The sequence below is a fragment of the Micromonospora sp. NPDC007208 genome (assembly GCF_042869175.1).
Classification (GTDB): domain Bacteria; phylum Actinomycetota; class Actinomycetes; order Mycobacteriales; family Micromonosporaceae; genus Micromonospora; species Micromonospora foliorum.
The window spans coordinates 104,041-124,032 of the sequence record NZ_JBIAFG010000017.1; the positions used below are offsets into that span (position 1 = coordinate 104,041).

General features: G+C 72.3%; 20 protein-coding genes. 12 read left to right on the forward strand and 8 right to left on the reverse strand.

Annotation, left to right across the window (positions count from 1 at the left end):
• Positions 1-48: 48 nt before the first annotated feature.
• Positions 49-1,482, forward strand: coding sequence for an aldehyde dehydrogenase family protein (locus ACFYL6_RS27460; protein WP_387175536.1), 1,434 nt, complete (start codon positions 49-51; stop codon positions 1,480-1,482).
• Positions 1,483-1,551: 69 nt separating this feature from the next.
• Here ACFYL6_RS27460 and ACFYL6_RS27465 read toward each other — a convergent pair whose 3' ends face one another.
• Positions 1,552-1,953, reverse strand: coding sequence for a ChaB family protein (locus tag ACFYL6_RS27465; RefSeq protein WP_387175538.1), 402 nt, complete (start codon positions 1,951-1,953; stop codon positions 1,552-1,554).
• A gap of 176 nt (positions 1,954-2,129) precedes the next feature.
• On the opposite strand from ACFYL6_RS27465, the gene ACFYL6_RS27470 reads away from it, so the two are divergent.
• The 4 genes from ACFYL6_RS27470 to ACFYL6_RS27485 all read left to right on the forward strand — a co-directional run bounded on the left by ACFYL6_RS27470 (position 2,130) and on the right by ACFYL6_RS27485 (position 4,499).
• Positions 2,130-3,116, forward strand: coding sequence for a YihY/virulence factor BrkB family protein (locus ACFYL6_RS27470; RefSeq protein ID WP_387175540.1), 987 nt, complete (start codon positions 2,130-2,132; stop codon positions 3,114-3,116).
• A 102-nt stretch (positions 3,117-3,218) separates the two neighbouring features.
• Positions 3,219-3,635, forward strand: a complete 417-nt coding sequence (locus ACFYL6_RS27475; protein ID WP_088947320.1) for a DUF2795 domain-containing protein — start codon at positions 3,219-3,221, stop codon at positions 3,633-3,635.
• Positions 3,636-3,685: 50 nt separating this feature from the next.
• Positions 3,686-4,147 carry an SRPBCC family protein gene (locus ACFYL6_RS27480; RefSeq protein ID WP_387175542.1) on the forward strand — a complete coding sequence of 154 codons (462 nt, stop codon included), beginning with the start codon at positions 3,686-3,688 and terminating at the stop codon, positions 4,145-4,147.
• A 91-nt stretch (positions 4,148-4,238) separates the two neighbouring features.
• Complete coding sequence (locus ACFYL6_RS27485; RefSeq protein WP_357224662.1) at positions 4,239-4,499, forward strand: hypothetical protein; 261 nt, start codon at positions 4,239-4,241, stop codon at positions 4,497-4,499.
• Here ACFYL6_RS27485 and ACFYL6_RS27490 read toward each other — a convergent pair.
• Positions 4,457-5,767 carry an MFS transporter gene (locus ACFYL6_RS27490; RefSeq protein ID WP_387175545.1) on the reverse strand — a complete coding sequence of 437 codons (1,311 nt, stop codon included), beginning with the start codon at positions 5,765-5,767 and terminating at the stop codon, positions 4,457-4,459. The two genes, ACFYL6_RS27485 and ACFYL6_RS27490, sit on opposite strands and share 43 nt — an antisense overlap.
• A 158-nt stretch (positions 5,768-5,925) precedes the next feature.
• On the opposite strand from ACFYL6_RS27490, the gene ACFYL6_RS27495 reads away from it, so the two are divergent.
• Entirely contained in the window at positions 5,926-6,135 is a 210-nt protein-coding gene (locus ACFYL6_RS27495; protein WP_238660529.1) for a hypothetical protein, read from the forward strand.
• On the opposite strand, the gene ACFYL6_RS27500 is transcribed toward ACFYL6_RS27495, so the two are convergent.
• On the reverse strand, positions 6,132-6,581 hold the full coding sequence (locus ACFYL6_RS27500; protein WP_387175548.1) for a hypothetical protein: 450 nt from the start codon (positions 6,579-6,581) through the stop codon (positions 6,132-6,134). The genes ACFYL6_RS27495 and ACFYL6_RS27500 overlap by 4 nt on opposite strands.
• A gap of 163 nt (positions 6,582-6,744) precedes the next feature.
• On the opposite strand from ACFYL6_RS27500, the gene ACFYL6_RS27505 reads away from it, so the two are divergent.
• Positions 6,745-7,098, forward strand: a complete 354-nt coding sequence (locus ACFYL6_RS27505; protein WP_387175550.1) for a DUF6401 family natural product biosynthesis protein — start codon at positions 6,745-6,747, stop codon at positions 7,096-7,098.
• 69 nt (positions 7,099-7,167) lie between these two features.
• On the opposite strand, the gene ACFYL6_RS27510 is transcribed toward ACFYL6_RS27505, so the two are convergent.
• Positions 7,168-7,977: a hypothetical protein gene (locus ACFYL6_RS27510; protein ID WP_387175552.1), complete on the reverse strand. Its 810-nt coding sequence runs from the start codon at positions 7,975-7,977 to the stop codon at positions 7,168-7,170.
• 198 nt (positions 7,978-8,175) lie between these two features.
• On the opposite strand from ACFYL6_RS27510, the gene ACFYL6_RS27515 reads away from it, so the two are divergent.
• From ACFYL6_RS27515 to ACFYL6_RS27525, 3 genes are all read left to right on the forward strand, one after another.
• A complete protein-coding gene (locus ACFYL6_RS27515) occupies positions 8,176-10,308 on the forward strand; it encodes a SpoIIE family protein phosphatase (protein WP_387175554.1) in 2,133 nt (710 codons plus the stop codon).
• Between the two features lie 25 nt (positions 10,309-10,333).
• Entirely contained in the window at positions 10,334-11,011 is a 678-nt protein-coding gene (locus ACFYL6_RS27520) for an HAD family hydrolase (protein WP_387175556.1), read from the forward strand.
• Positions 11,012-11,117: 106 nt separating this feature from the next.
• On the forward strand, positions 11,118-12,413 hold the full coding sequence (locus ACFYL6_RS27525; protein ID WP_387175559.1) for a cation:proton antiporter: 1,296 nt from the start codon (positions 11,118-11,120) through the stop codon (positions 12,411-12,413).
• Between the two features lie 73 nt (positions 12,414-12,486).
• On the opposite strand, the gene ACFYL6_RS27530 is transcribed toward ACFYL6_RS27525, so the two are convergent.
• Positions 12,487-13,446: an NAD(P)/FAD-dependent oxidoreductase gene (locus ACFYL6_RS27530; RefSeq protein ID WP_387175561.1), complete on the reverse strand. Its 960-nt coding sequence runs from the start codon at positions 13,444-13,446 to the stop codon at positions 12,487-12,489.
• Between the two features lie 83 nt (positions 13,447-13,529).
• On the opposite strand from ACFYL6_RS27530, the gene ACFYL6_RS27535 reads away from it, so the two are divergent.
• Positions 13,530-13,748 (forward strand): DUF3072 domain-containing protein, encoded by a 219-nt coding sequence (locus ACFYL6_RS27535; protein WP_387175643.1) that lies wholly within the window; start codon positions 13,530-13,532, stop codon positions 13,746-13,748.
• A 14-nt stretch (positions 13,749-13,762) separates the two neighbouring features.
• On the opposite strand, the gene ACFYL6_RS27540 is transcribed toward ACFYL6_RS27535, so the two are convergent.
• The 3 genes from ACFYL6_RS27540 to ACFYL6_RS27550 form a co-directional block, all read right to left on the reverse strand.
• Positions 13,763-14,263, reverse strand: a complete 501-nt coding sequence (locus tag ACFYL6_RS27540; RefSeq protein ID WP_387175563.1) for a metallophosphoesterase family protein — start codon at positions 14,261-14,263, stop codon at positions 13,763-13,765.
• A 130-nt stretch (positions 14,264-14,393) separates the two neighbouring features.
• Complete coding sequence (locus tag ACFYL6_RS27545; RefSeq protein WP_387175565.1) at positions 14,394-17,270, reverse strand: ricin-type beta-trefoil lectin domain protein; 2,877 nt, start codon at positions 17,268-17,270, stop codon at positions 14,394-14,396.
• Between the two features lie 150 nt (positions 17,271-17,420).
• Positions 17,421-19,250, reverse strand: a complete 1,830-nt coding sequence (locus tag ACFYL6_RS27550; RefSeq protein ID WP_387175568.1) for a glycoside hydrolase family 15 protein — start codon at positions 19,248-19,250, stop codon at positions 17,421-17,423.
• A gap of 111 nt (positions 19,251-19,361) precedes the next feature.
• Between ACFYL6_RS27550 and ACFYL6_RS27555 the strand changes: the two genes are divergently transcribed.
• On the forward strand, positions 19,362-19,949 hold the full coding sequence (locus ACFYL6_RS27555) for a general stress protein (RefSeq protein WP_387175570.1): 588 nt from the start codon (positions 19,362-19,364) through the stop codon (positions 19,947-19,949).
• Positions 19,950-19,992: the final 43 nt, after the last annotated feature.

A 19,992-nucleotide genomic window follows, 5' to 3' on the forward strand; every position in this document is an offset into this window, starting at 1 on the left:
CCGGGCGAAACGCGTTTGCCTCGCCGGGGCCGGGGCATCCAGCGCCGCATGTACACGGTTGCGCAGCTGGTGGGCGGGGTGTGGGGTGCGGGCGGCGACGGCGGCGAACTGGTCGTGCGTGATCCGGCGGACGACACGCCGGTGAGCATGGTGCCGGTGGCCACGGCCGACGAGGTGGGCAAGGCGACCCAGGCGGCCCGCAACGCGGCGGCCCAGTGGGCGGCGACCGCGCCGGCCGAACGGGCGGCGGCGCTGCACCGGGCCGCGGACGCGGTGGCGGCGGTCACCGAGGAGTTGGCGGCGGCGGTCACGGCGGAGATGGGCAAGCCGTTGGCGGACGCTCGCGGCGGCGTCGAGGCGGGGATCGGCACCCTGCGACAGTATGCGGAACTGGCACCGCTGCGCGGCGGGCGCACGCTGAACGGCGAGAACGACGCGCTGGACTTCCTGACTCCGCAGCCACGCGGAGTGGTAGCGGCCATCACCCCCTGGAACGACCCGGTGGCGGTCTCCTGCGGGCTGCTCGGCGCGGCGCTGGTGACCGGGAACGTGGTGCTCTACAAGCCGAGTGAGCGCACACCGGCGACGGGGTGGCTGCTGGCCCGAGCACTGGACCAGGCGCTGCCGGCCGGGGTGTTGTCGCTGCTCACCGGCGGCCCGGAGGTGGGCGCGGCGCTGGCGGCGCAGGAGGTCGACGTGGTGGCGCACGTGGGTTCCACGGCCACCGGGCGGTCGATCGCCGCCGCCGCGGCCCGTACCGGCGCGAAGGTGCTCCTGGAGAACGGCGGCAGCGATCCGTTGATCGTGGACGCGGGCGTCGACCCGGAGTGGGCGGCGGAGCAGGCCGCGCTCGGCGCGTTCGCCAACGCCGGGCAGATCTGCGTGGCGGTGGAGCGGCTCTACGTGCACCGTGAGGTGGCCGACGACTTCGTGGCCGCGCTGGTACGACGCGCCGAGGCGCTGCGGGTCGGGCCGGGTCGGGACCCGGGCACCGAGCTCGGCCCGCTTGTCGACCGGCGGCACCGCGACCACGTGCACGGTCAGGTGGCGGCCGCGGTGGCGGACGGCGCACGGGTGCTGGCGGGTGGCGAGGTGCCGGACGGGCCGGGGGCGTTCTACCCGGCCACCGTCGTCACGGACTGCCGCCACGACATGCCGCTGGTCCGAGAGGAGACCTTCGGGCCGGTCGCCCCGGTGGTGGTAGTCGACTCGTTCGACGAGGCGCTGCGCTGCGCTGCGGACTCCCCGTACGGGCTGGCCGCCACGGTGTTGACCACGTCGATGAGTCACGCGCAGCGGGCCTGGCGGGAGCTGCCGGTGGGCACGGTCAAGGTCAACGCGGTGTTCGGGGGCGCGCCGGGGGGTGCCGCGCATCCGCGCCGGGCCAGCGGGCAGGGCTACGGGTACGGCCCGGAGCTGCTGGACGAGTTCACCGCCACGAAGGCGGTGCACATCGAGGCACCGGGCGGCGGGCACTGGTGAACAGCACGGGCGGACGCAGGGGTGGCGCGTCCGCCCGTACCGCGTCTGTTGCGTTGTGGTGCGGCGGCGTCAGTCGCCGCGGGCCTTGCGGGTGGCACGGTCGTTGGCCTTCTCGATGGCGGTGACCAACTCCGGCTTGGTCATGCTGGACCGGCCGGGTACGTCGAGTTTGCGGGCCACCGACATCAGGTGGTCCTTGGTGGCGTTGGCGTCCACGCCGCCCGCCGTGGGGGCCCGTCGTTCCGGCCCGCCACCGGCGGCCTGTTGGTCGCTGGGGCCCTTGCGGCCCTTCGGCTCCCAGTGGTCGCCCACCTTCTCGAACTGGTGCTTCACCGCCGCGTAGGCGGTGCGGTGCGACCGCTCCCCCTCGCCGTAGGTCTCGACCGCCGAGTCGTGCGTCTTCTCCCAGGTGCGCTGCGCCTTCTCCGGGGAGCGCCGCAGCGTGCTGGGCAAGTCCTCGCGCCCGGGCATCTCGTCCTCCTCCGTGTCGACAGGGTCACCGTGACCGTTCCCCGGTGGGGCGGCGGCAAACCATAGCGGCGCCGGCCGGAAGCCGGGTGGGTTTGTCGATTTCCCCATCGGGGTACCGCCGGGCCAGGCCAGACCGGACGACCGGTCATCCGGCGGCCGGGGCGCAGGGAGCGGGCATGACGACCACGGAGCCCGGTACGACGCTCGACGGCACACCGGGCACCCGGGTGCCCCGACGGATGCGGCAGCTGAGCTGGCGGACGTGGCGCGGGGTGCTGGTCCGCAGCGTGCAGAACTTCGTCAACGACAACTGCTCCGACTGGGCCGCCGCGCTTACCTACTACGGCGTCCTGGCGCTCTTTCCGTCCGCCATCGTGGTGGTGGCCCTGGTCGGCCTGGTCTCCAGCGGCGAGCGGACCGTCGACACCGTTGTCGACCTGGCCAACCAGGTGGGCGCCGGGGCGGTGCTGACCGACGAGGAGGGCGGCGTCGTCCGGGTGATCCGGACCGTGGTGCTCGACCAGAGCAACCCCAAGCTGCTGCTGAGTTTCGGCCTGCTCGGCGCCCTGTGGTCCGCGTCGGGCTTCATCGGCGCGTTCACGAGGGCCTCGAACGCCGTCTACGGGGTGACCGAGGGCCGCCCGGTCTGGAAGCTCCGGCCGCTGCAGATCGGCCTGGCGGCGATCACGCTGGTGCTGCTCGCGGTCGTCGCCCTCGGCCTGATCGTCAGTGGGCCGGTCACCGACGCGGTCGGCAACCTGATCAACGCCGGTGGTCTGGCCCGTACGACGTGGAGCGTGGCGAAGTGGCCGGTCCTCGCCATGATCATGATGGTGCTGCTGTCGCTGCTGTTCTGGATCGCGCCGAACGTCCGCCAGCCCCGGTTCCGCTGGCTCACCCCCGGCGGCGCGGTGGCCCTGGTGTCCTGGGCGGCGGCCTCCTTCGGCTTCGGCCTCTACGTGGCCAACTTCGGCTCGTACGACACCACCTACGGCAGCCTCGGGGCGGCCATCGCGTTCCTGGTCTGGCTCTACCTGTCCAACTCGGCGCTGATGCTGGGCGTGCAGATCAACGCCGAGGTGCAGCGCGGGCGGCAGTTGCAGGCCGGCGACCCGGACCCGGAGGAGCCGGTGCTGCCGCCGCGCCGGCCCGCTGACGACTGAGCCTCCGTTTCCGGCTCGGATGTCCGGTCCGGAGCCCGGCCGGGGGCCGGTTCGTGGCCCGGTGCCGGTTTATCGGCTGGGGTGCCGGGTAGCGCAGAAGGCATGGAGCGTGGCAACAGCAAGCACGGACCGAGGATCGACGAACAGATGAGTCAGGAGGTCAGCGGCCTCGTACAGGGGCCGGGGACCGGTGGCTCTCGGGTCGACGAGTCGCGGGTGCCCGAACCGGCGGGCGAGGACCAGCCGGAGACGACCACGGCCCCCGCTGGCGACCTGCGCACCGGCACCCCGCAGGGCATGAGCTCCACGGACGTCGAGCAGCGCAGCCGGCTGGGCCGGTTCATCTCGATGAGCGCGCTGCCGGGCGACCGTCTGGTGCTCATCGCCAGCGCCCGTGAGAACGAGGCGCCGGACGACATCGTGGCGGCGCTGGAACGGCTGCCCGAGGGCACCGTCTACCAGACGGTCTCCGAGGTCTGGGCCGCGCTGGGCAACAAGAACGAGACAACTCGCTGGTGACCAGGATCGCCCCCGATCCGGCTCCACCAGCGGCTGAAGGAGGTTCCCCAATGAGTGGCGTTACCGAACACGTGGACGTTTCCGTGCCCGTGCGCACCGCGTACGACCAGTGGACGCAGTTCGAGGAGTTCCCCCAGTTCATGGAGGGTGTGCAGGAGGTCCGCCAGCTCTCCGACACGATGACCCACTGGACGGTGGACATCGCCGGGGTGAAGCGCGAGTTCGACGCCGAGATCACCGAACAGCTCCCCGACGAGCGGGTCGCCTGGCGCTCGACCGACGGCACCCAGCAGGCCGGTGTGGTGACCTTCCACCGCCTGGACCAGGACAAGACTCGGATCACCCTGCAGCTCGAGTTCGAGCCGCACGGTGTCGTCGAGCAGGCCGGCGACAAGCTCGGCATCGTCGACCGGCGGGCCAAGGGCGACCTGGAGCGGTTCAAGACCTACATCGAGCGGCGTGGCCAGGAGACCGGTGCCTGGCGCGGACAGGTGGACCGTCCGCAGCCGTGAACCTGAGCAGTGACATGCGATGGCCGCCGGACTCCCGGCGGCCATCGCCGTATCCCGTTTGCGATCATCGTGCCCGGGTACGGCTGAAGGTATGACCGACGACAACATCAGGGTGTGGCGGGACGAGGAACGGCTTCCGTTGGAGGAGTTGGAGCGCGCCGTGTCGGGCTCCAGCCTCGACGGGCAGGCCGACGACGTGACGGGCAACGACGCTGGCGAGGAGGCGGCGTTCGGACACGGGCCGGCCGCGTCGGACCGCGACGGCCAGGCCCAGGGCAACAGCCGGGAGGCCACCGACCCGCAGCGCGCCTACCGCCCGTCCACCACCGGCCGGACCGGGCCGGACGTCTGAGGATCGCTGCTCCCGGGCTGGGCGGGCACCGCCCGCCCAGGCGGTCCGGCGGTGGGTCGGCGCGCGCCCCACTCGTGGAGCGCGATCAGCGCCAGCGCGAGCACCAGCAGGGCCGAGCCCAGCACCTGCACCGACGTGTTGCCGATCAGCACACCCAGCCCGGCCGGGACGAGCGCCGCACCGGTGCCCGCGGCGCCGATCTGCAGCCCGATGGCCCGGTCCGCGTGCGCCGCACCCACCCGTTCGGCGGTGGTGAGGGTGAGCAGCGGAAACACCGGCGCGGCGGCGAAACCGACCACGATCAGGCCGAGCACCGCCAGGACGGCCGGCCCGGGAACGGCGACCAGCGCCGCGCCGACGGCCATTCCGGCCAGGCTGACCCGCAGCACCAGCCCCGCCCCCAGGCGCTCGGCCACCAGACCCTGCACGACCCGACCGACGAAGAGGCTGCCCCAGTACGCGGAGACGCAGCCGCCGGCCACCGCCGCGCTGAGCCCGCGCCCCTCGGTCAGCAGCAGGAATGCCCACAGACCAGCGGACACCTCGATCGCCACGCACAACACGAAGGCGAGCGTCCCCGACCAGACCGCCGGCAGCCGCAGCGTGTCCCGAACCGGGACCCGGACCGTCGGTGCCGGCCCACCATCCGTGCCGGCGGGCACCGCCTGGGCAACGGCGTCCGCTGCGCTGCTGGCCGGGACGTCGCGGTGCCACGCCCGCATCGTGAGCACGAACGCCATGGCGAGGACGAGTTGGGCGGCGGCCACGATGGCGTACCCCCAGCGCCAGGTCAGCCCGGCGCTCAGCGCCCCGGTCATGATCAGCGGACCGATGGCCACGCCGAGGCCGAAGAAGGCGTGCAACCAGTTCATGTGGCGGGGCCCGAAGGTCCCGGCGGCGTACGCGTTGAGCCCGGAGTCGACCGCGCCGGAGCCGAGCCCGACCAGCAGCGCGCAGCCCACCAGCACCGCCAGCACGGGGCTCACCGAGTAGCCGGTCAGCGCCAGGCTGGCCAGCAGGGTGCTGCCGGCGAGCAGGGCGCCCACGCCGACCCGGGCCAGCGTGAAGCCGGCCAGGACGCTGGAGGTGAGGTAGCCGACGGTGCCGGCGGCGAGCACCCACCCGACCGCCTCGGTCGGCACGTCGAAGTCGCCCCGGATCGACGGCCAGCCGACGCCGAGCAGACCGTCGGGCAGGCCGAGACTGACGAACGCGAGGTAGGCCAGCAGGAGCAGTGCGGCGCGGGGGCGCGCGGGCGGGGTGGACACGAGGCACCATCCTGCCGCAGGGGCACCCTAGCGCCGTCGGCACCCGATTGCTCGCGGCGCAAAGAAGTCGTGTCCGTACGGTCGAGAAAACGGACAGCTCATCCAGAATCGGCCGATCGGAGGACGGCAAGCCGGCCCTTTCGCGTAAGAATTTCGGGATGCATCAAGGCTCCGGAATCCTCTCAACGCGTCAGCGCCGGCTCGCCTGGCTCGGCTTCCTGCTCGCCGCGCTCCAGGCCCCCGTGTCCGCCTGGCTCGTCAGCGACGAGTCGTGGCTGTTCAGCCTGTGCGTCGCGCTGATGGTGGCCACCGTGATCATCGCTGACGACGCGGCACGGCGACGCCCGGCCGACGCGACAAGCGACTAGCCTTCGCCGCCCGGCCGGGCCTCGTGGCCCGGCCGGCCCCGGCTACGGCGGCGTTCCTTCATCTCCGCCTCGTAGAGGTGGCGCCGCCCACCCACCAACTCGTCGCGGGCCTGCTGGTCCAACTCCCGGAACAGCGCGTGGTACCCGTCGTCGAAGTCCTCGACGATCTGGAACGTCCACCGTCCGGCGATGACGTTGCGGCCACGCAGCTCCGTGGCGATCCGGTCGGCGAGGTGCGGGTGCCCGGCGGAGCGGAACTGCTCCACCGCGTCGTCGAGCATCAGGTCGGCATGGCCGATCAGCTGGTGCATCGAGTAGAGGTGGCCCCGGGCCCGCTCCACACACTCCAGCGCCTCGCTGAGCTTGCCGAGCGCGGCGACGGTCGCGTCGCTGACCCCGTCCGGCCGCCGGTGCCGCTCGTCCGGTCCGTCCGCCTGCTGTCCCATCCGTGCCTCCGTGCCGTGTGCCGCCATCCGTGGGTGCTTCTCCTGCTGCCCCGTCTGTGCCGGATCAATCCCCCAGGCCAGCGGCGACCGCCCCAGTGGCGCAGTTGACATCCGCCGAGCGGACGAGGGCGACGCGGTCACCGGTCGGTTAGCCTCGGTCACCATGCGTGTGCCGTTCCACCGGGTCGCCTCCCGTACCGCCGTCGACTCGGCGCGGTCCACCCTGGCCGCCCTCACCGTCTCCGTGGGCACTGTCGGGCTCACCGCCGCCGCCGCACGACCGGGGCTGCTGGCCCTCGTCGACCAGCACGCGGCGGCCGTCCGGGACAGCCTCGACGGCGACCGCACGCCGCTGACCTCCGCGGCGCTCGCCGGCTACGCAGAGGGGGTACGCACCGCAGCCCTTGAGCACGGGTGGGCACCGCCCAACGGGCCGGTGGACTGGAGCCGCCCGGAGTGGCTGCTCACCCGCCTGGTCGCGGTCTGCGCGCTGGCTCGCGCGCTGGACCAGGACTGACACGCCAGGGGAGGGCACTCCGCGTCGTACGCGGAACACCCTCCCCACCCGCCGTGGCGTTACGTACCGCTACGAGCGGTACTGCTGGGTCTCGTCCACCCGAGGCATCGCCTGGGTGCGGTCACCCCCGCGGTCGGCCATCTGCCGCTCCACGTCGCTACGCCCGGCCGACGCGGCCTGACGTTGCTGCTGCACCGCCCGAGCCTCCTGGGCAGCCCGGTCCAGCCAGCCGTCCCAGCGCTTCTGCATCGGCTTCACGAGACCACCGCCGACGCCGACGATCAGGATGCCGGCCACCGTGGCGAGCACCGCGATCAGCACCGGCGTGGTCACCGTGGTGGCGATACCCACCTGGTTCAGGGCGGCGATCACACCGAGCGCGATGATGAAGATCGCCGTCAGGTCGGCCAGGACCTTGCCGTACGAGAGCCCTCCCAACGCCCCGGTGACCAGATCCCGCACAGCGTTGGCGATCGCGGCCGCCACCACCACGATGACGATCGCGATGAACGCGCGCGGCAGCCAGGACACCACGCCCCTGATCAGGTCACTGATCGCGTTGGGCCCCCAGACTCCGAAGGCGAACTGCAGCGTGAACAGCAGTACGGCGTAGTACGCCAGTCTGGCCAGAATGTCGCTGGCGTCGTACTTCGTTCTCTCCAGGGCCCGTTTGATGCCACCGCGTTCGACCGCCTGGTCGAAACGCACCCGTTCCAGCACCGTATCCACGATCTTGAGGACGGCTCTGGCGATGATCCAGCCGACCACGAGGATGACGATGAAGGCCACTGCCTTCGGGATGAAGAGCAGCACCGACCTCCAGGTGTCGGCGATGGCATCGCCGATGTCGGCCTGCCGGACCGCGAGGGTTTTCAGCATGATGTCCCTCCTGTCGCATGGACTGCGCCGGGCGCATACCCGGCAACCGGTCCGGCACTCCGCGCAGCGTGCGGCGTTTTTTGCGACAGACCTCCGGACAGGGGCCCTGAACTGCCCGAACGGCCACCGGGACGGACGCGGTGACGGCCCGCCGCCGTGGTCTGATGCCTTTTCCGGTCGGCCGACTAGGCTGCGAACATGCCAGGAACGGTCGGGCGGGTCCCCTTGCCAGCAACTCCGGGCCCGGGCGCACCCACCGGGTCGGCCGTCGGCGTGCTCGCCCATGACTGGGCCAACACGTCGCTGGGCCCGGCCGACGACTGGGACGTCGCCCTCCGGGCCGTGGTGGAGCTGATCCTCGCCTCGCCGATGCCGATGGCCCTCGCGTACGGCGACGACCTCGTCCTGCTCTACAACGCCGGCTACGCCGAGCTGCTGGGCACCAAGCACCCGAGCGCCCTCGGCCGCCCGGCCGCCGAGGTGTTCGCGGAGATCTGGGCGCTGCCCGGCGTCGGTGCGGTGATCGAGCGCTGCTACCGGCAGGGCGTGCCCTTCCTGGAGAAGGAGTCCACCCTGCCGCTGGTCCGCGGGCACTCCGCGACGGTGGAGCAGGCGGTCTTCACCCGGGGCTACTCGCCGGTGCGCGACAGCGCCGGGCGGATCGTCGGCGTGTTGACGGTCGCGGCCGAGACCACCCACGTCACCGAGCAGTTGCAGAGCCTCAGCGAGGTGGCGGCGGCGCTCGCCGGCACCCTCACCCTCGACGACGTGGCCCGGGTGGCGCTGCGGTACGCGATCACCACGTTCGACCCCGACCAGGCCTCGTTCGCTGTCGACGAGGGCGGCGGCGGCTGGCGGATGGTGCGGCGGGTCCGGGGCGAGTTGCTGGACGAGGCCGACGAGCGGCTTCCCCCGCTCTGGCGGCGCGCGGCGGCGGACTGGTCGGCCCCCGTGGTGCAGGCGGCGCGCTCCGCCGGCCCGTCGTTCACCCGCGACGGGCAACCGCTGCGGGACACCGCCGTGGACCGCCACGACCAGAAGATCCGCGCGATGGCGGCCCTGCCCCTGGGCACCTCGGTGGTCCGCGGCGGGCTGGCGGTCGGCTACCAGGTCCCGCACACCTGGTCACCCGCGGAGCGGGCGCTGCTGGCCGCCTCGGCCGAGCTGATCGGCCAGGCCGCCGAGCGGGCCCGCCGCTTCGAGACCCAGCACGGCACTGCCCAGCTGTTGCAACGCAGCATGTTGCCGGAGCACCTACCGGATCTGCCCCGATTGCGGATCGCGGCCCGCTACGACCCGGGCGTGGACGGCAACGCGGCCGGGGGCGACTTCTACGACGCGTTCCTGCTGCCCAACGGCTCGCTCGGCGTGGTGCTGGGCGACGTCGCCGGGCACGACGTGCAGGCCGCCGCGCGGATGGGGCAGGTCCGGGCCGCGCTGCGCGCGCTGGCCCTGGCCGATCCGGCGCCCGCCACGGTTCTGGCCGGCCTGGACCGGCTGGTGACCAGCCTCGGCGCGGAGGGCGGCACCCACGAGCTGTTCGTCACCGTGGCGTTCGGGGTGATCGACGCGGAGCGGCGGGAGCTGACCCTGTCCAGCGCCGGTCATCCCGCGCCGCTGATCCGCCGGGGCGACCCGGACGGCCGGTTTCACGCCGAGTACGTCGACATCTCGGCCGGACCGCCGCTGGGCCTGGGCGGTCGGCCGGGCACCACGACTGTCGCGTTCCGTCCCGGTGACACCCTGCTGCTGTTCAGCGACGGGGTGGTGGAACGCCGCCGGCAGAGCCTGAGCGCCGGGCTGGCCGGGCTGAGCGACGCCGTCGCCAAGGCCGGTAGCGGCGACCCGCGCGCACTCTGCGCGGTGGCCACCGCGGCGGTCCCGGGCGGCACCGAGGACGACGTGGCCGTGCTGGCGGTCGAGCACGCGCTCAAACCGAGTCGTTCGGCGAGCATGGAGGTGCCCGCTGAGCCGACCGCGCCCAGCCGGGTCCGGCACTGGTTGACCGGGCAGCTCACCGAGTGGCAGGTGCCCGAGTCGGTGATCGGGGCGGCGGTGCTCTGCACCAGCGAGCTGACCACGAACGCGTTGCTGCACGCCGGCACGGCCGCCCGGGTGGAGATCGACCTCAGCGCCGAGCGGCTGCTTGTCTCGGTCGCGGATTCCGGCACCCGGGGCACCGTGACCCGGGCCCGCACCGACACGTTGAGCAGTCGCGGGCGCGGCCTCGGCCTGATCGAGGAACTCAGCGACGCCTGGGGCACCGACCCGTCGGTGCGCGGCTCCACGGTCTGGTTCGAGATCCTCACGCCGCCGGCCGCGCATCCCTGAGCCGCCCGAGGGTAGGAGGACGCCCATGGCTACCGACCGACCCGCCGGGGTCCTCTTCGATGTCGACGGCACCCTGGTCGACACCACCTACCTGCACACGGTGAGCTGGTGGGAGGCGTTGCGCCAGACCGATCAGCCGGTGCCGATGGCGGTGGTGCACCGCTCGATCGGGATGGGGTCGGACAAACTCCTCGACCACCTCCTCGGCCCGGAGCGGGACCGCGACGCCGACTCGAAGCTGCGCGACGCGCACGACACCCTCTACGCCGAGTACTGGGAGCGACTCACGCCGCTCCCCCGGGCGGCCGACCTGTTGCGCGCCTGCGCCGAGCGGGGAATGCGGGTGGTGCTGGCCACCTCCGCCTCGGAACCCGAGGTGGCCGCGCTGCGTCGGGCGCTGGCCGCCGACGACGTGATCGACACGGTCACCTCCTCCGCGGACGCCCAGCAGAGCAAGCCGGCACCGGACATCCTGGTCGCCGCGCTGGATCAGTCCGGGTTGGCCGCCGAGCGGGTGGTCTTCGTCGGCGACTCGGTGTGGGATGTCGCCGCGGCCGGGAAGTTGGACATTCCGTGCGTGGGCCTGACCTGCGGTGGCACCAGCCGCGGCGAGCTCGCCGGCGCGGGTGCCGTGGCGGTGTACGACGACCCGGCCGCGCTGCTGAACGAACTGGCCGACTCGCCACTCACCCGACCCCGGTGAGGATCACTCGGGTTCACCGGCGCGTACGCGCATAGCCGGAGCCCTTGCGGGGCAAGGTCTCTCACCACCTGCCCGCGCCTCGCGGGTGCGGCGGAAGGGTGGTGCCGTGGAGCCGGTAGATGTGGCGTTCGCGCTGGTGGGCCTGGGCGCTCTGCTCGCGGGCATCCTGCCGCGGGTGCTGGAGCAGCGCCCGCTGTCCATGCCGATCGCCTTTCTCGCCCTCGGCATGCTGGTGTTCCTGCTGCCGGTCGGGCTGCCGTCACCGGACCCCCTGGCCCACCCGGAGCTGACCACCCACCTCACCGAGATCGGGGTGATCGTCGCGCTGATGGGCGCCGGGCTGAAGATCGACCGGCCGTTGAGTTGGCGGCGGTGGTCGTCCACCTGGCGGCTGCTGGCGATCGCGATGCCCCTGTGCATCGCGGCGGTGGCCCTGCTCGGCTGGTGGTGGGCGGGGCTGGTGCCGGCCGCCGCGCTGTTGTTGGGCGCCGCGCTGGCGCCCACCGATCCGGTGCTCGCCGCCGACGTGCAGGTCGGCGAGCCGACCGACGTGGAGGACTCCGAGGACGAGGTCCGGTTCGCGTTGACCTCCGAGGCCGGGCTCAACGACGGGCTGGCGTTCCCGTTCGTCTACGCGGCCATCGCCATCGCCTCGACCAGCCTCGCCCCGAGCGACTGGTTGGCCGAGTGGTTCACCGTGGACGTGCTCTGGAAGATCAGCGTTGGCGTCGGCGGGGGCCTGCTCATCGGCTGGTTGCTCGGCAAGCTGTTCTTCCGCGCGCCCAGCGAGCTGCGGCTGGCCCGGCACGCCGAGGGCTTCCTGGCGCTGGCCGCCACGTTCCTGGCGTACGGGCTGGTGGAGGTGGTCGGCGGGTACGGGTTCCTGGCGGTGTTCGTGGCCGCCCGGGCCATTCGGGCGGCCGAGCGAACCCACGAGTTCCACTCGGTGCTGCACGACTTCGCCGAGCAGGTCGAACGGCTGCTCACCCTGGTGCTGTTGCTGCTGCTCGGCGGCGCGATCGTGGGTGGCCTGCTGGGCCCGCTGACCTGGCCGGCGGCCGCCGTCGGGCTGGCGCTGGTGTTCCTGGTACGGCCGCTGGTCGGCTGGTTGTCGTTGCGCGGCGCGCCGGGGCGTCCGGCCGAACACTGGGTCATCTCGTTGTTCGGCATCCGCGGCGTCGGCTCGTTCTACTACCTCGCGTACGCCACCACCAAGGCCGACTTCCCACAGGCCGAGCTGCTCTGGGCGACCGTCGGGCTGGTGGTGCTCGTCTCCGTCGTGGTGCACGGCATCACGGCGACCCCGGTGATGCAGCTGCTGGACCGGGAGGGAGAGCGGACCTCCGACCCGGCCGAGCGGGACGCCGACGCGCGACCCGTCGCGGCAGCCGGCCACGCCTGAGCGCGGGTCTCAGCCAGCCGGCCACGCCTGAGCGCGGGTCTCAGGCCAGCCGGCCACGCCTGAGCGCCTGCGTTCAGGCCAGGCGGGCGGCCAGCGCGCGGCCCAGGTCCCGGCCGGAGCGCCAGGCGCTCTGCACCCGGGGCTTGCCGAACGCGTCCCCGGCCAGGCCGATCCCGTCGGCGTCGAGGTGGTGGGTGGCACCGTCGGCATGGCTTGTCGGCTTCGCGTACGTCCAGCGGTGCACGTGCACGTCGACGGCCTGCTCGGGCAGCCCCAGCAGGTCCCGGACGGCCTGCTCGATGGCCGGGCCGGCCCCGGTGGGTTGGGCCAGGTGCCCGGCCGCGAACTCCGGCACGGTGTGCGCGACCAGCACCGGAGCGCCGTCACCGCGCCGGTCGCCGTCGTCGCAGACGAGGTTGAGGACCGGGTGCTCGTTGACGAACGCGCCCCGGAAGTCCGGCCAGCGCCGGGTCGGGAAGCGCAGCACCGCCGCCAGTGACGGCGACCAGCGTTGCGCCTGCACGACCCGGGTGGCGTCGGCCAGGGCCGGGTCGAGCAGCAGGGCGGCCTGCGGACCGGGCATGGCCAGGGCGACCGCCGCACACGACTGCCCGTCCACGACCGGGCCGGGCTCCACCATGAGCACCAGCCGGTCGACGGTCACCGGCACGGCGCCGGCCAGGTGCTCGACCAACGACCGCAGCCCACGGGGGGCGGCGAAACGCATCGGCCCCGGCACCTCGTGGCTTCCGTTCCGGTCGTACGCCTGGAAGGTGTCGGTCCACTCGCGGACCAACCCGGCGGCGCGCCACTGCTCGACAAGCGCGGCGAAGTCGGGGTCGGTGGCGGTGAAGTAGGCGGCGCCGATGTCCGCCGGCCGACCCTGGAAGCGTTTGCTGGCCATCCGGCCACCGCGCACGTGCCCCCGCTCCCGGACCTGCACCGGCACTCCGGCCCGGGTCAGCTCGACCGCACAGGCCACCCCGGCGATGCCCGCCCCGACCACCACGACACCCGACCGGTCCACCGTCATCCGATGATCGTAGGTGGCGGCGTTCGCGCATGAACCACCGGCGATCGGGGTACTGGCACACCTGTTCGAAAGAAAGGGTGATGATGATGACGGACCGCCGCACCGAGCAGGCCGACCAGAACGCCGCGATCAAGGACCCAGACGAGTGGGTCACCGGCGACGAGCCGCCGACGGCGGCACAGGAGTCCTACCTGAACACGCTGGCCCGGGAAGCCCATGCCGACCTCCCGGACGACCTGACCAAGGCCGAGGCGTCCAAGCGCATCGACGAACTCCAGGCCAAAACGGGCCGAGGCCAGTAACCCCGGCGCGAGGGTTAGGGGCGGGGCAGGCGGTGCAGCCGCACCTCGCTCAGGCTGCCCGCGTGCACCTCGGCCGTGAGGTAGGTGGCGTGGGGTTGGGAGCGGCGGTCGGTGGGTGAGCCGGGGTTGAGCAGGCGCAGCCCACCAGGCGCCTCGGTGTCCCAGGGGATGTGCGAGTGCCCGAAGACCAGCAGGTCGACGTCGGGAAACCTGGCCGCGCACCGTTTCTCGCGACCGGCTCGTTGACCGGTCTCGTGCACCACCGCGACCCGCAGGCCGTCGAGTTCGACCCGGGCCACCTCCGGCAGCCGGGCGCGCAGCGCCGGGCCGTCGTTGTTGCCGTACACCCCGACCAGCCGGCGCGACCGCGCGGTCATGGCGTCGAGCAACGCCTCGTCCACCCAGTCGCCGGCGTGCACCACCACGTCGGCGGCCTCGATGGCCGCCCAGAGGGGCCCGGGTAAATCCCGGGCCCGCTTCGGTACGTGGGTGTCCGCCGTGAGCACCAGCCGCATACCGGCATTCTCCCCCGAGTCCCGGCCGTCCACCCGGGGGACGTGGGTGGACGGCCGGGCTCCGCCTCCGCCGCCCGGCCCCGTGCGTCAGCGACGCTCGGGTACGGGTGCCGAGCCGGTCAGGGGACGGTCACGGCAGGGTCCAGCGTTGCGCCCCGGTGCCGTTGCAGGTCCAGATCCGCAGTTGCCGACCGTCGGTGAGGTCCGAGTTGGGGATGTCGAGGCAACGCCCGGACTGGGGGTTGCGCAGGCTGCCGTCCGGCTGGGCGGCCCACTGCTGGGCCCCGCTGCCGTTGCAGTCGTAGAGCTGCACGAGGGTGCCGTCGGTGGTGCCGCTCGCCTTCACGTCCAGGCACTTGGCGAGCCCACGCACCGTGCCGTCACCGGGCAGGGTCCAGCGCTGCGCGGCGCTGCCGTTGCAGGTCCAGGTCTGCACCTTGGTGCCGTTCGCGGTCTGGCTGGAGGCGATGTCCGCGCACTTGCCGAGGGCCTTGATCTCACCGGTGCGCGCACCGCCGGTGCCGACGCCCGGGCCGGTGAAGGTGTAGCTGTCCACGTCCAGCAACGCCCCGCTGCCGCCGGTGACGACGAGGTACAGGTCGTGGGTGCCGTCGTCGGGCCTGGTCACCGTGGCGCTCAGCTCGGTGTAGTTGTCCCAGCCACCGGTGTTCGGCACCGCGATCCGGGCGACCTCGGTGCCGGTCGGTGAGTCGTACCGGAAGGAGAGGGTGCCCCCGGGGCCGCCGGAGGAGACGCGGGCCCGGACGCCGGTGATCCCCTTGAGGCTCACCGCGTGGTGCCGCACGCTCTCGCCGTTCTGGACGTCACCCAGCCGCTTGCCACCCTCGGCCGCCGCCTGGTCGATCACCTTCGGGCCGTTGAGCTGGACGAAGTGCTCGGCCTGCCACTGTTTCGGGTAGAGGCTGATCTCCTGCTCGCCGGTGAGCGCGGCCGAGCCGGTCGCGCCGCGGTCGGTGTAGCTGCCCCGCAGGACGAAGAACAGCACCGAGTCGGGGCCGGCGTGCACCGGGCCGGTGTTGAAGGTAGCGCCGCAGCCGGTCCCCTCCCCCTCCTCGTGGGCGTGCTCCTGGTGGCCCAGCGCGGCCCGGACGACCACCGCCGAGCAGGCCGGCGTGCCGTCCTGCGGGTCGCTGGCCGAGGCGCCCACCGCCAGGTCCTGCCCCCAGTCGAAGAGCCCGCCGGCGGGCAGTCCGGTCAGGGTGACCGTCGGCCGGTTGTTGCCGACCACCACCGACACCACTGTGGTCGCGCTGCGGCCGGTGCCGTCGTTGACGGTGAGCCGGGCGCTGTAGCTCCCGTTCGCGGGGTACGTGAAGGACGGGTTCGCGGCGGTCGAGTCGGTGCTGCCGTTGTTGGTGAAGTCCCAGGCGTACGTCAGCGGGTCGCCGTCCGGGTCCGAGCTGCCGGCGCTGGAGAAGGTCACCGAGAGCGGGGCCAGGCCGTTGTCCCGGTTGACGGTGGCCTTGGCGACCGGCGACCGACCACCCTGGACGTAGTTGATTTTGTAGAGACCGGCGTCGACCGCGCCGGAGAAGTAGCCGCTGCCGTACTCCAGCAGGTAGAGCGAGCCGTCCGGGCCGAACTGCCAGTCGATCGGGTGGACGAGCTTCATGCCGGCGAGCACCGGCTCGATCACGGTCGGCGCCCCGGTGGACGGGTTGCCGTTGTCGAACTGGACCTCCTTGATCCAGTTGCGGCAGTACTCGGAGATCAGCCACTTGTTGTCGTAGTAGGCCGGCCACTTCACGTCCGAGACGAGGTTCGGGTCGTAGTGGTAGACCTCCACGTGGTTGGGCGACCCGCACCCACCCGGGTTGTCCAGCGCCGGCCAGTCCTCGCTGCCGCCGTGCTGCTCCCAGACCAGTGCCGGTTTCGTCGGCGGAAGCTGCTGGACGCCCGTGTTGCGGGGTGAGTTGTTGACCGGGCCGGTCGAGCCGCCGCAGGGGAACCAGCCGCGCGGCGTGGCGGTGGCGAAGTCCCAGTCGTTGTAGGCGACGTTGGGGCCTCCGCAGTACGGCCAGCCGTAGTTGCCGGGCCCGTTGGCCCTGTTGAACTCGTCGTACGCGGCCGGGCCACGGTTGGCGAGGTCGGTGCCGGCATCCGGGCCGACCTCACCCCAGTAGAGGGTGTTGTTGGCCTTGCGGTCCACCCAGATCCGGTACGGGTTGCGCACGCCCATCACGTAGATCTCCGGGCGCGTTCGCGCGGTGCCGGCGGCGAAGAGGTTGCCGGCGGGGACGGTGTAGCTGCCGTCGTTCTCCGGGTGGATCCGGTTGATCTTGCCGCGCAGGTCGTTGGTGTTGCCGGAGGTGCGCTGGGCGTCGTACTGGGCGTTGCGGCTGGTCCGCTCGTCGATCGGGGCCATCCCGGCGGAGTCGCCGCCGGAGTTGGTGTTGTCGCCGACGGCGAAGTACAGGTTGCCGGCGGTGTCCCAGCTCATCGAGCCGGCCGAGTGACAACACAGGTCGCGTTCGGTGGGCCACTCGATGAGCATGTCCTCGCTGCCCGGGTCGAGCAGCAGTGTGGACGGGTTGAAGGTGAACCGACTGATCCGGTTGACCAGTGGGGTGACCTTCGGTGAGTAGAAGAGGTAGACCCAGCGGTTGCTCGCGAAGCTCGGGTGCAGGGTGATGCCGATCAGGCCGTCCTCGAAGCGGGCGTCCAACGCCAGGGTCAGCGCGACAGTGGTGGACCTCGTCGCCGGGTTGTAGAGGCGGACCTGACCACCGGCGCTGCTGGTGCCCCGGTTGATGTAGAAGACCTTGCCGTCGGGTGCGACGGCCAGTTCGATCGGTTCGCCCATGGAGAGACCGCCGTCGAGGGCGACCTTCTCGAAACCGACGGTGGCGGGCGGGGCGAGGGCGACGGCCCGGGCCGGGGACGCGGCGGCCGGGCGAACGGTCGCCTGCGGAACGAGGCAGAGGGTGACCAGGACGGTGAGCAGGGTGGTGGCGCTGACGAGACGTCGGCGCGGTGTGCGGGACACGAGACCTCCAGCTGTCCGGGATCTCGGTGCCGCTCCCGCCGACTGGAGGAGCACCGCAGGGTGTCCCGGACATTAACGTCTTTCGCTGGAAAGCGATAGAACTTAGCGTCAACAGATAGAAAGTTGTCACGATCTCCGCGAAAGTCCGGCTCAGCGGCGCACCGGAGAGAAGTACGCCGGGGGCATACCCCGCTCCCGCAGCGTCGGGTCCCGCTCGACGTCGGTCAGCACACCGGCGGCGTTGATCAGGCCGATGTGGGAGAACGCCTGGGGGAAGTTTCCCAACTGCTCCCCGGTCAGCGGGTCGATCTGCTCGGCGAACAGGCCGAGGTCGTTGACCCGCTCCGCCAACCCCCGGAACAACTCGTGCGCCCGTTCCCGCTCACCGGCCAGCGCCAGGCAACACACCAGCCAGAACGAGCAGATGAGAAACCCCGCCGGGTCGCCGTCCCAGCGCCGCAGCAGGCCGTCGTGGGAGAGCCGCTGCTCCACGGCGCGGGTCGTCGAGCGCATCCGCGGGTCGTCGGCCCGCAGGAATCCGACCAGCGGCATCACCAACACCGAGGCGTCCAGGTCGTCGGATTCGAAACTCCCGGTGTACGACTGGAGCCGCTCGTTCCAGCCCCGCTCGAGCACCTCCGCGCGTACCGCGTCGCGGGCAGCCGCCCAGCGGGCCACGTCCTGCGGCTCTCCGAGCTTGTCACCGAAGCGGACCGCCCGATCCAGGGCGACCCAGCACTGCACCTTCGAGGACACGTGGTGGTGCTGGGTGCCGCGCTCCTCCCACATGCCCGCGTCGGGCAACGCCCAGTCCCGCTCGGCCTGGTCGGCGAGCACCCGGAGAACGTGGTGCACCTCGGTGCCCAGCGGCTCCAGCTTGTCGCGCATCAACCAGGCGGCATCCATCGCCTCGCCGAAGATGTCGGTCTGCCGCTGCTGCCACGCATCGTTGCCGATCACCACCGGTGGGCTGTCGCGGTACCCGCCGAGCTGTTCCAGCCGGTGCTCGGTGAGGTCCCGCTCCCCCAGGACCCCGTACATGATGGGTACCGGCCTGTTGTCGACGCGGCCCATCGCCCGACCCAACCAGGCGAACTGCCGCTGCACCTCGTCCAGGCACGCCGACCGCCACAGCGCGCGCAGGGTCAGGCTGAAGTCGCGCACCCATACGTAGCGGTAGTCGTAGTTGCGGTTCCCGCCGAGTTCTTCCGGCAGCGAGGTGGTCACCGAGGCCACCACCGCACCGCTGGGCCGGTACGTCATGCCCTGCACCACCAGCCGGCTGCGCCGCACCTCCTCGGCGTAGAGCCCGTCGTACGGGTGCTCGGCCGTCCAGGAACGCCAGCCGGCGACGGTGTCGGCGATGGTCTGGTCGGCGTCCGGCACCTCGGGCAGCGGAGCGTCGTAGGTCGGGGCGTACCCGAGGGTGAAGTTGGTCCTGGTGCCGGCGCGGGCGGTGAACGTCCCGGTGGCCTCGCCGTCGCCGGCGGTCAACCGCACGCTGCCGCGCAGGGTGAGTCGGGCGGCCCCGGCGATGGCCTCCAGCATGTCCTCCCGCTCGATCAGGTAGGCGATGGTGCGGCCGTACTCGAAGCGCGGTCGGTAGTGCACCCGCATCGGCACCGAACCGGACAGCCCCTCCACCGAACGGACCAGCACCTGCGGCGAGTGCAATCCGATGTCGTGACCACGCGAGCCAGGCTCGAAGGCGAGCGCGTCGGTCAGCGCGACCTCCCCCTGCGCGGTGCGGAAGACCGTCCGCAGCACCAGTGTGTCGTCGAGGTAGCAGCGTTCGACCCGGTAGTCGCCCTCCGGCCGGATCGACCAGTGCCCGGCGTTGTCGTCGAGCAGCCGCCCGAACACCGACGGGGCGTCGAACCGGCCCGGGCACCACCAGTTCACCGAGCCCGAGGCGTCCACCAGCGCCGCGCTGCGGCTGTCGGCGAGGAACCCGTAGTCGCTGATCTGTCCGCTCTCCACCTGACTGGCTACCCGGGCAGTCCGCGCCCATGCCCCTCCTGCCCGACGGTGGACACCGCGTTACCGCCCGGCCTGGAGGGGAACCCCCGCAGCTGACGAGGGAGGATGCTCATGACGTCAGCTTCGGAGCCGACCGCCGCCTGGCGGTCCGGCACACAGGGTGGCGACCTGCTTCCATCCGGGCCGGCCGGCCGCCTGTCGACACCGGCCGGGGACGGCCACGGGCCGGAGAGCGGCCCGCCGACCGTGACGATCGGCTCGTACCCGGACTATCCGACCGCGCAGCGGGTCGTCGACTACCTGGCCGACAACCGCTTTCCGGTGGAGCACAGCGCCATCGTCGGCACCAACCTCACCCTGGTGGAGACGGTGCTCGGGCGGATGACCACCGGTCGAGCCGGCCTGCTCGGTGCCGGCACCGGCGCCTGGTTCGGGCTCTTCATCGGCCTGTTGTTCGGCATCTTCACCGTCGGCAACTGGCTGGCGGTGATCCTGGTCGGACTGGTGATCGGTGCGATCTGGGGTGCCGTGTTCGGCGCGGTCGCGCACGCGATGACGGGCGGCCAGCGCGACTTCACGTCGGCCAGCTCACTGCGCGCCGGCCAGTACGCGGTGACCGTCGACGCTCAGCTCGCCGACCAGGCGCGACAACTGCTCGGTCGGATGCAGATGCCCAACTCGGCGACGAACGCCCGCTGAGCGACGACCGACCGGCCGTCCCGGCACCGCGCCGGGACGGCCG

What these genes read in the sequence shown, in the direction of transcription:
- ACFYL6_RS27555 (WP_387175570.1), top strand. Translation starts at nt 19,362, where the DNA reads ATGACGTCAGCTTCGGAGCCGACCGCCGCCTGGCGGTCCGGCACACAG.
- ACFYL6_RS27510 (WP_387175552.1), bottom strand. Translation starts at nt 7,977, where the DNA reads ATGCTGAAAACCCTCGCGGTCCGGCAGGCCGACATCGGCGATGCCATC.
- ACFYL6_RS27480 (WP_387175542.1), top strand. Translation starts at nt 3,686, where the DNA reads ATGAGTGGCGTTACCGAACACGTGGACGTTTCCGTGCCCGTGCGCACC.
- ACFYL6_RS27540 (WP_387175563.1), bottom strand. Translation starts at nt 14,263, where the DNA reads ATGCGGCTGGTGCTCACGGCGGACACCCACGTACCGAAGCGGGCCCGG.
- ACFYL6_RS27470 (WP_387175540.1), top strand. Translation starts at nt 2,130, where the DNA reads ATGACGACCACGGAGCCCGGTACGACGCTCGACGGCACACCGGGCACC.
- ACFYL6_RS27505 (WP_387175550.1), top strand. Translation starts at nt 6,745, where the DNA reads ATGCGTGTGCCGTTCCACCGGGTCGCCTCCCGTACCGCCGTCGACTCG.
- ACFYL6_RS27520 (WP_387175556.1), top strand. Translation starts at nt 10,334, where the DNA reads ATGGCTACCGACCGACCCGCCGGGGTCCTCTTCGATGTCGACGGCACC.
- ACFYL6_RS27495 (WP_238660529.1), top strand. Translation starts at nt 5,926, where the DNA reads ATGCATCAAGGCTCCGGAATCCTCTCAACGCGTCAGCGCCGGCTCGCC.
- ACFYL6_RS27515 (WP_387175554.1), top strand. Translation starts at nt 8,176, where the DNA reads ATGCCAGGAACGGTCGGGCGGGTCCCCTTGCCAGCAACTCCGGGCCCG.
- ACFYL6_RS27535 (WP_387175643.1), top strand. Translation starts at nt 13,530, where the DNA reads ATGATGACGGACCGCCGCACCGAGCAGGCCGACCAGAACGCCGCGATC.
- ACFYL6_RS27460 (WP_387175536.1), top strand. Translation starts at nt 49, where the DNA reads ATGTACACGGTTGCGCAGCTGGTGGGCGGGGTGTGGGGTGCGGGCGGC.
- ACFYL6_RS27485 (WP_357224662.1), top strand. Translation starts at nt 4,239, where the DNA reads ATGACCGACGACAACATCAGGGTGTGGCGGGACGAGGAACGGCTTCCG.
- ACFYL6_RS27465 (WP_387175538.1), bottom strand. Translation starts at nt 1,953, where the DNA reads ATGCCCGGGCGCGAGGACTTGCCCAGCACGCTGCGGCGCTCCCCGGAG.
- ACFYL6_RS27500 (WP_387175548.1), bottom strand. Translation starts at nt 6,581, where the DNA reads ATGGGACAGCAGGCGGACGGACCGGACGAGCGGCACCGGCGGCCGGAC.
- ACFYL6_RS27475 (WP_088947320.1), top strand. Translation starts at nt 3,219, where the DNA reads ATGGAGCGTGGCAACAGCAAGCACGGACCGAGGATCGACGAACAGATG.
- ACFYL6_RS27530 (WP_387175561.1), bottom strand. Translation starts at nt 13,446, where the DNA reads ATGACGGTGGACCGGTCGGGTGTCGTGGTGGTCGGGGCGGGCATCGCC.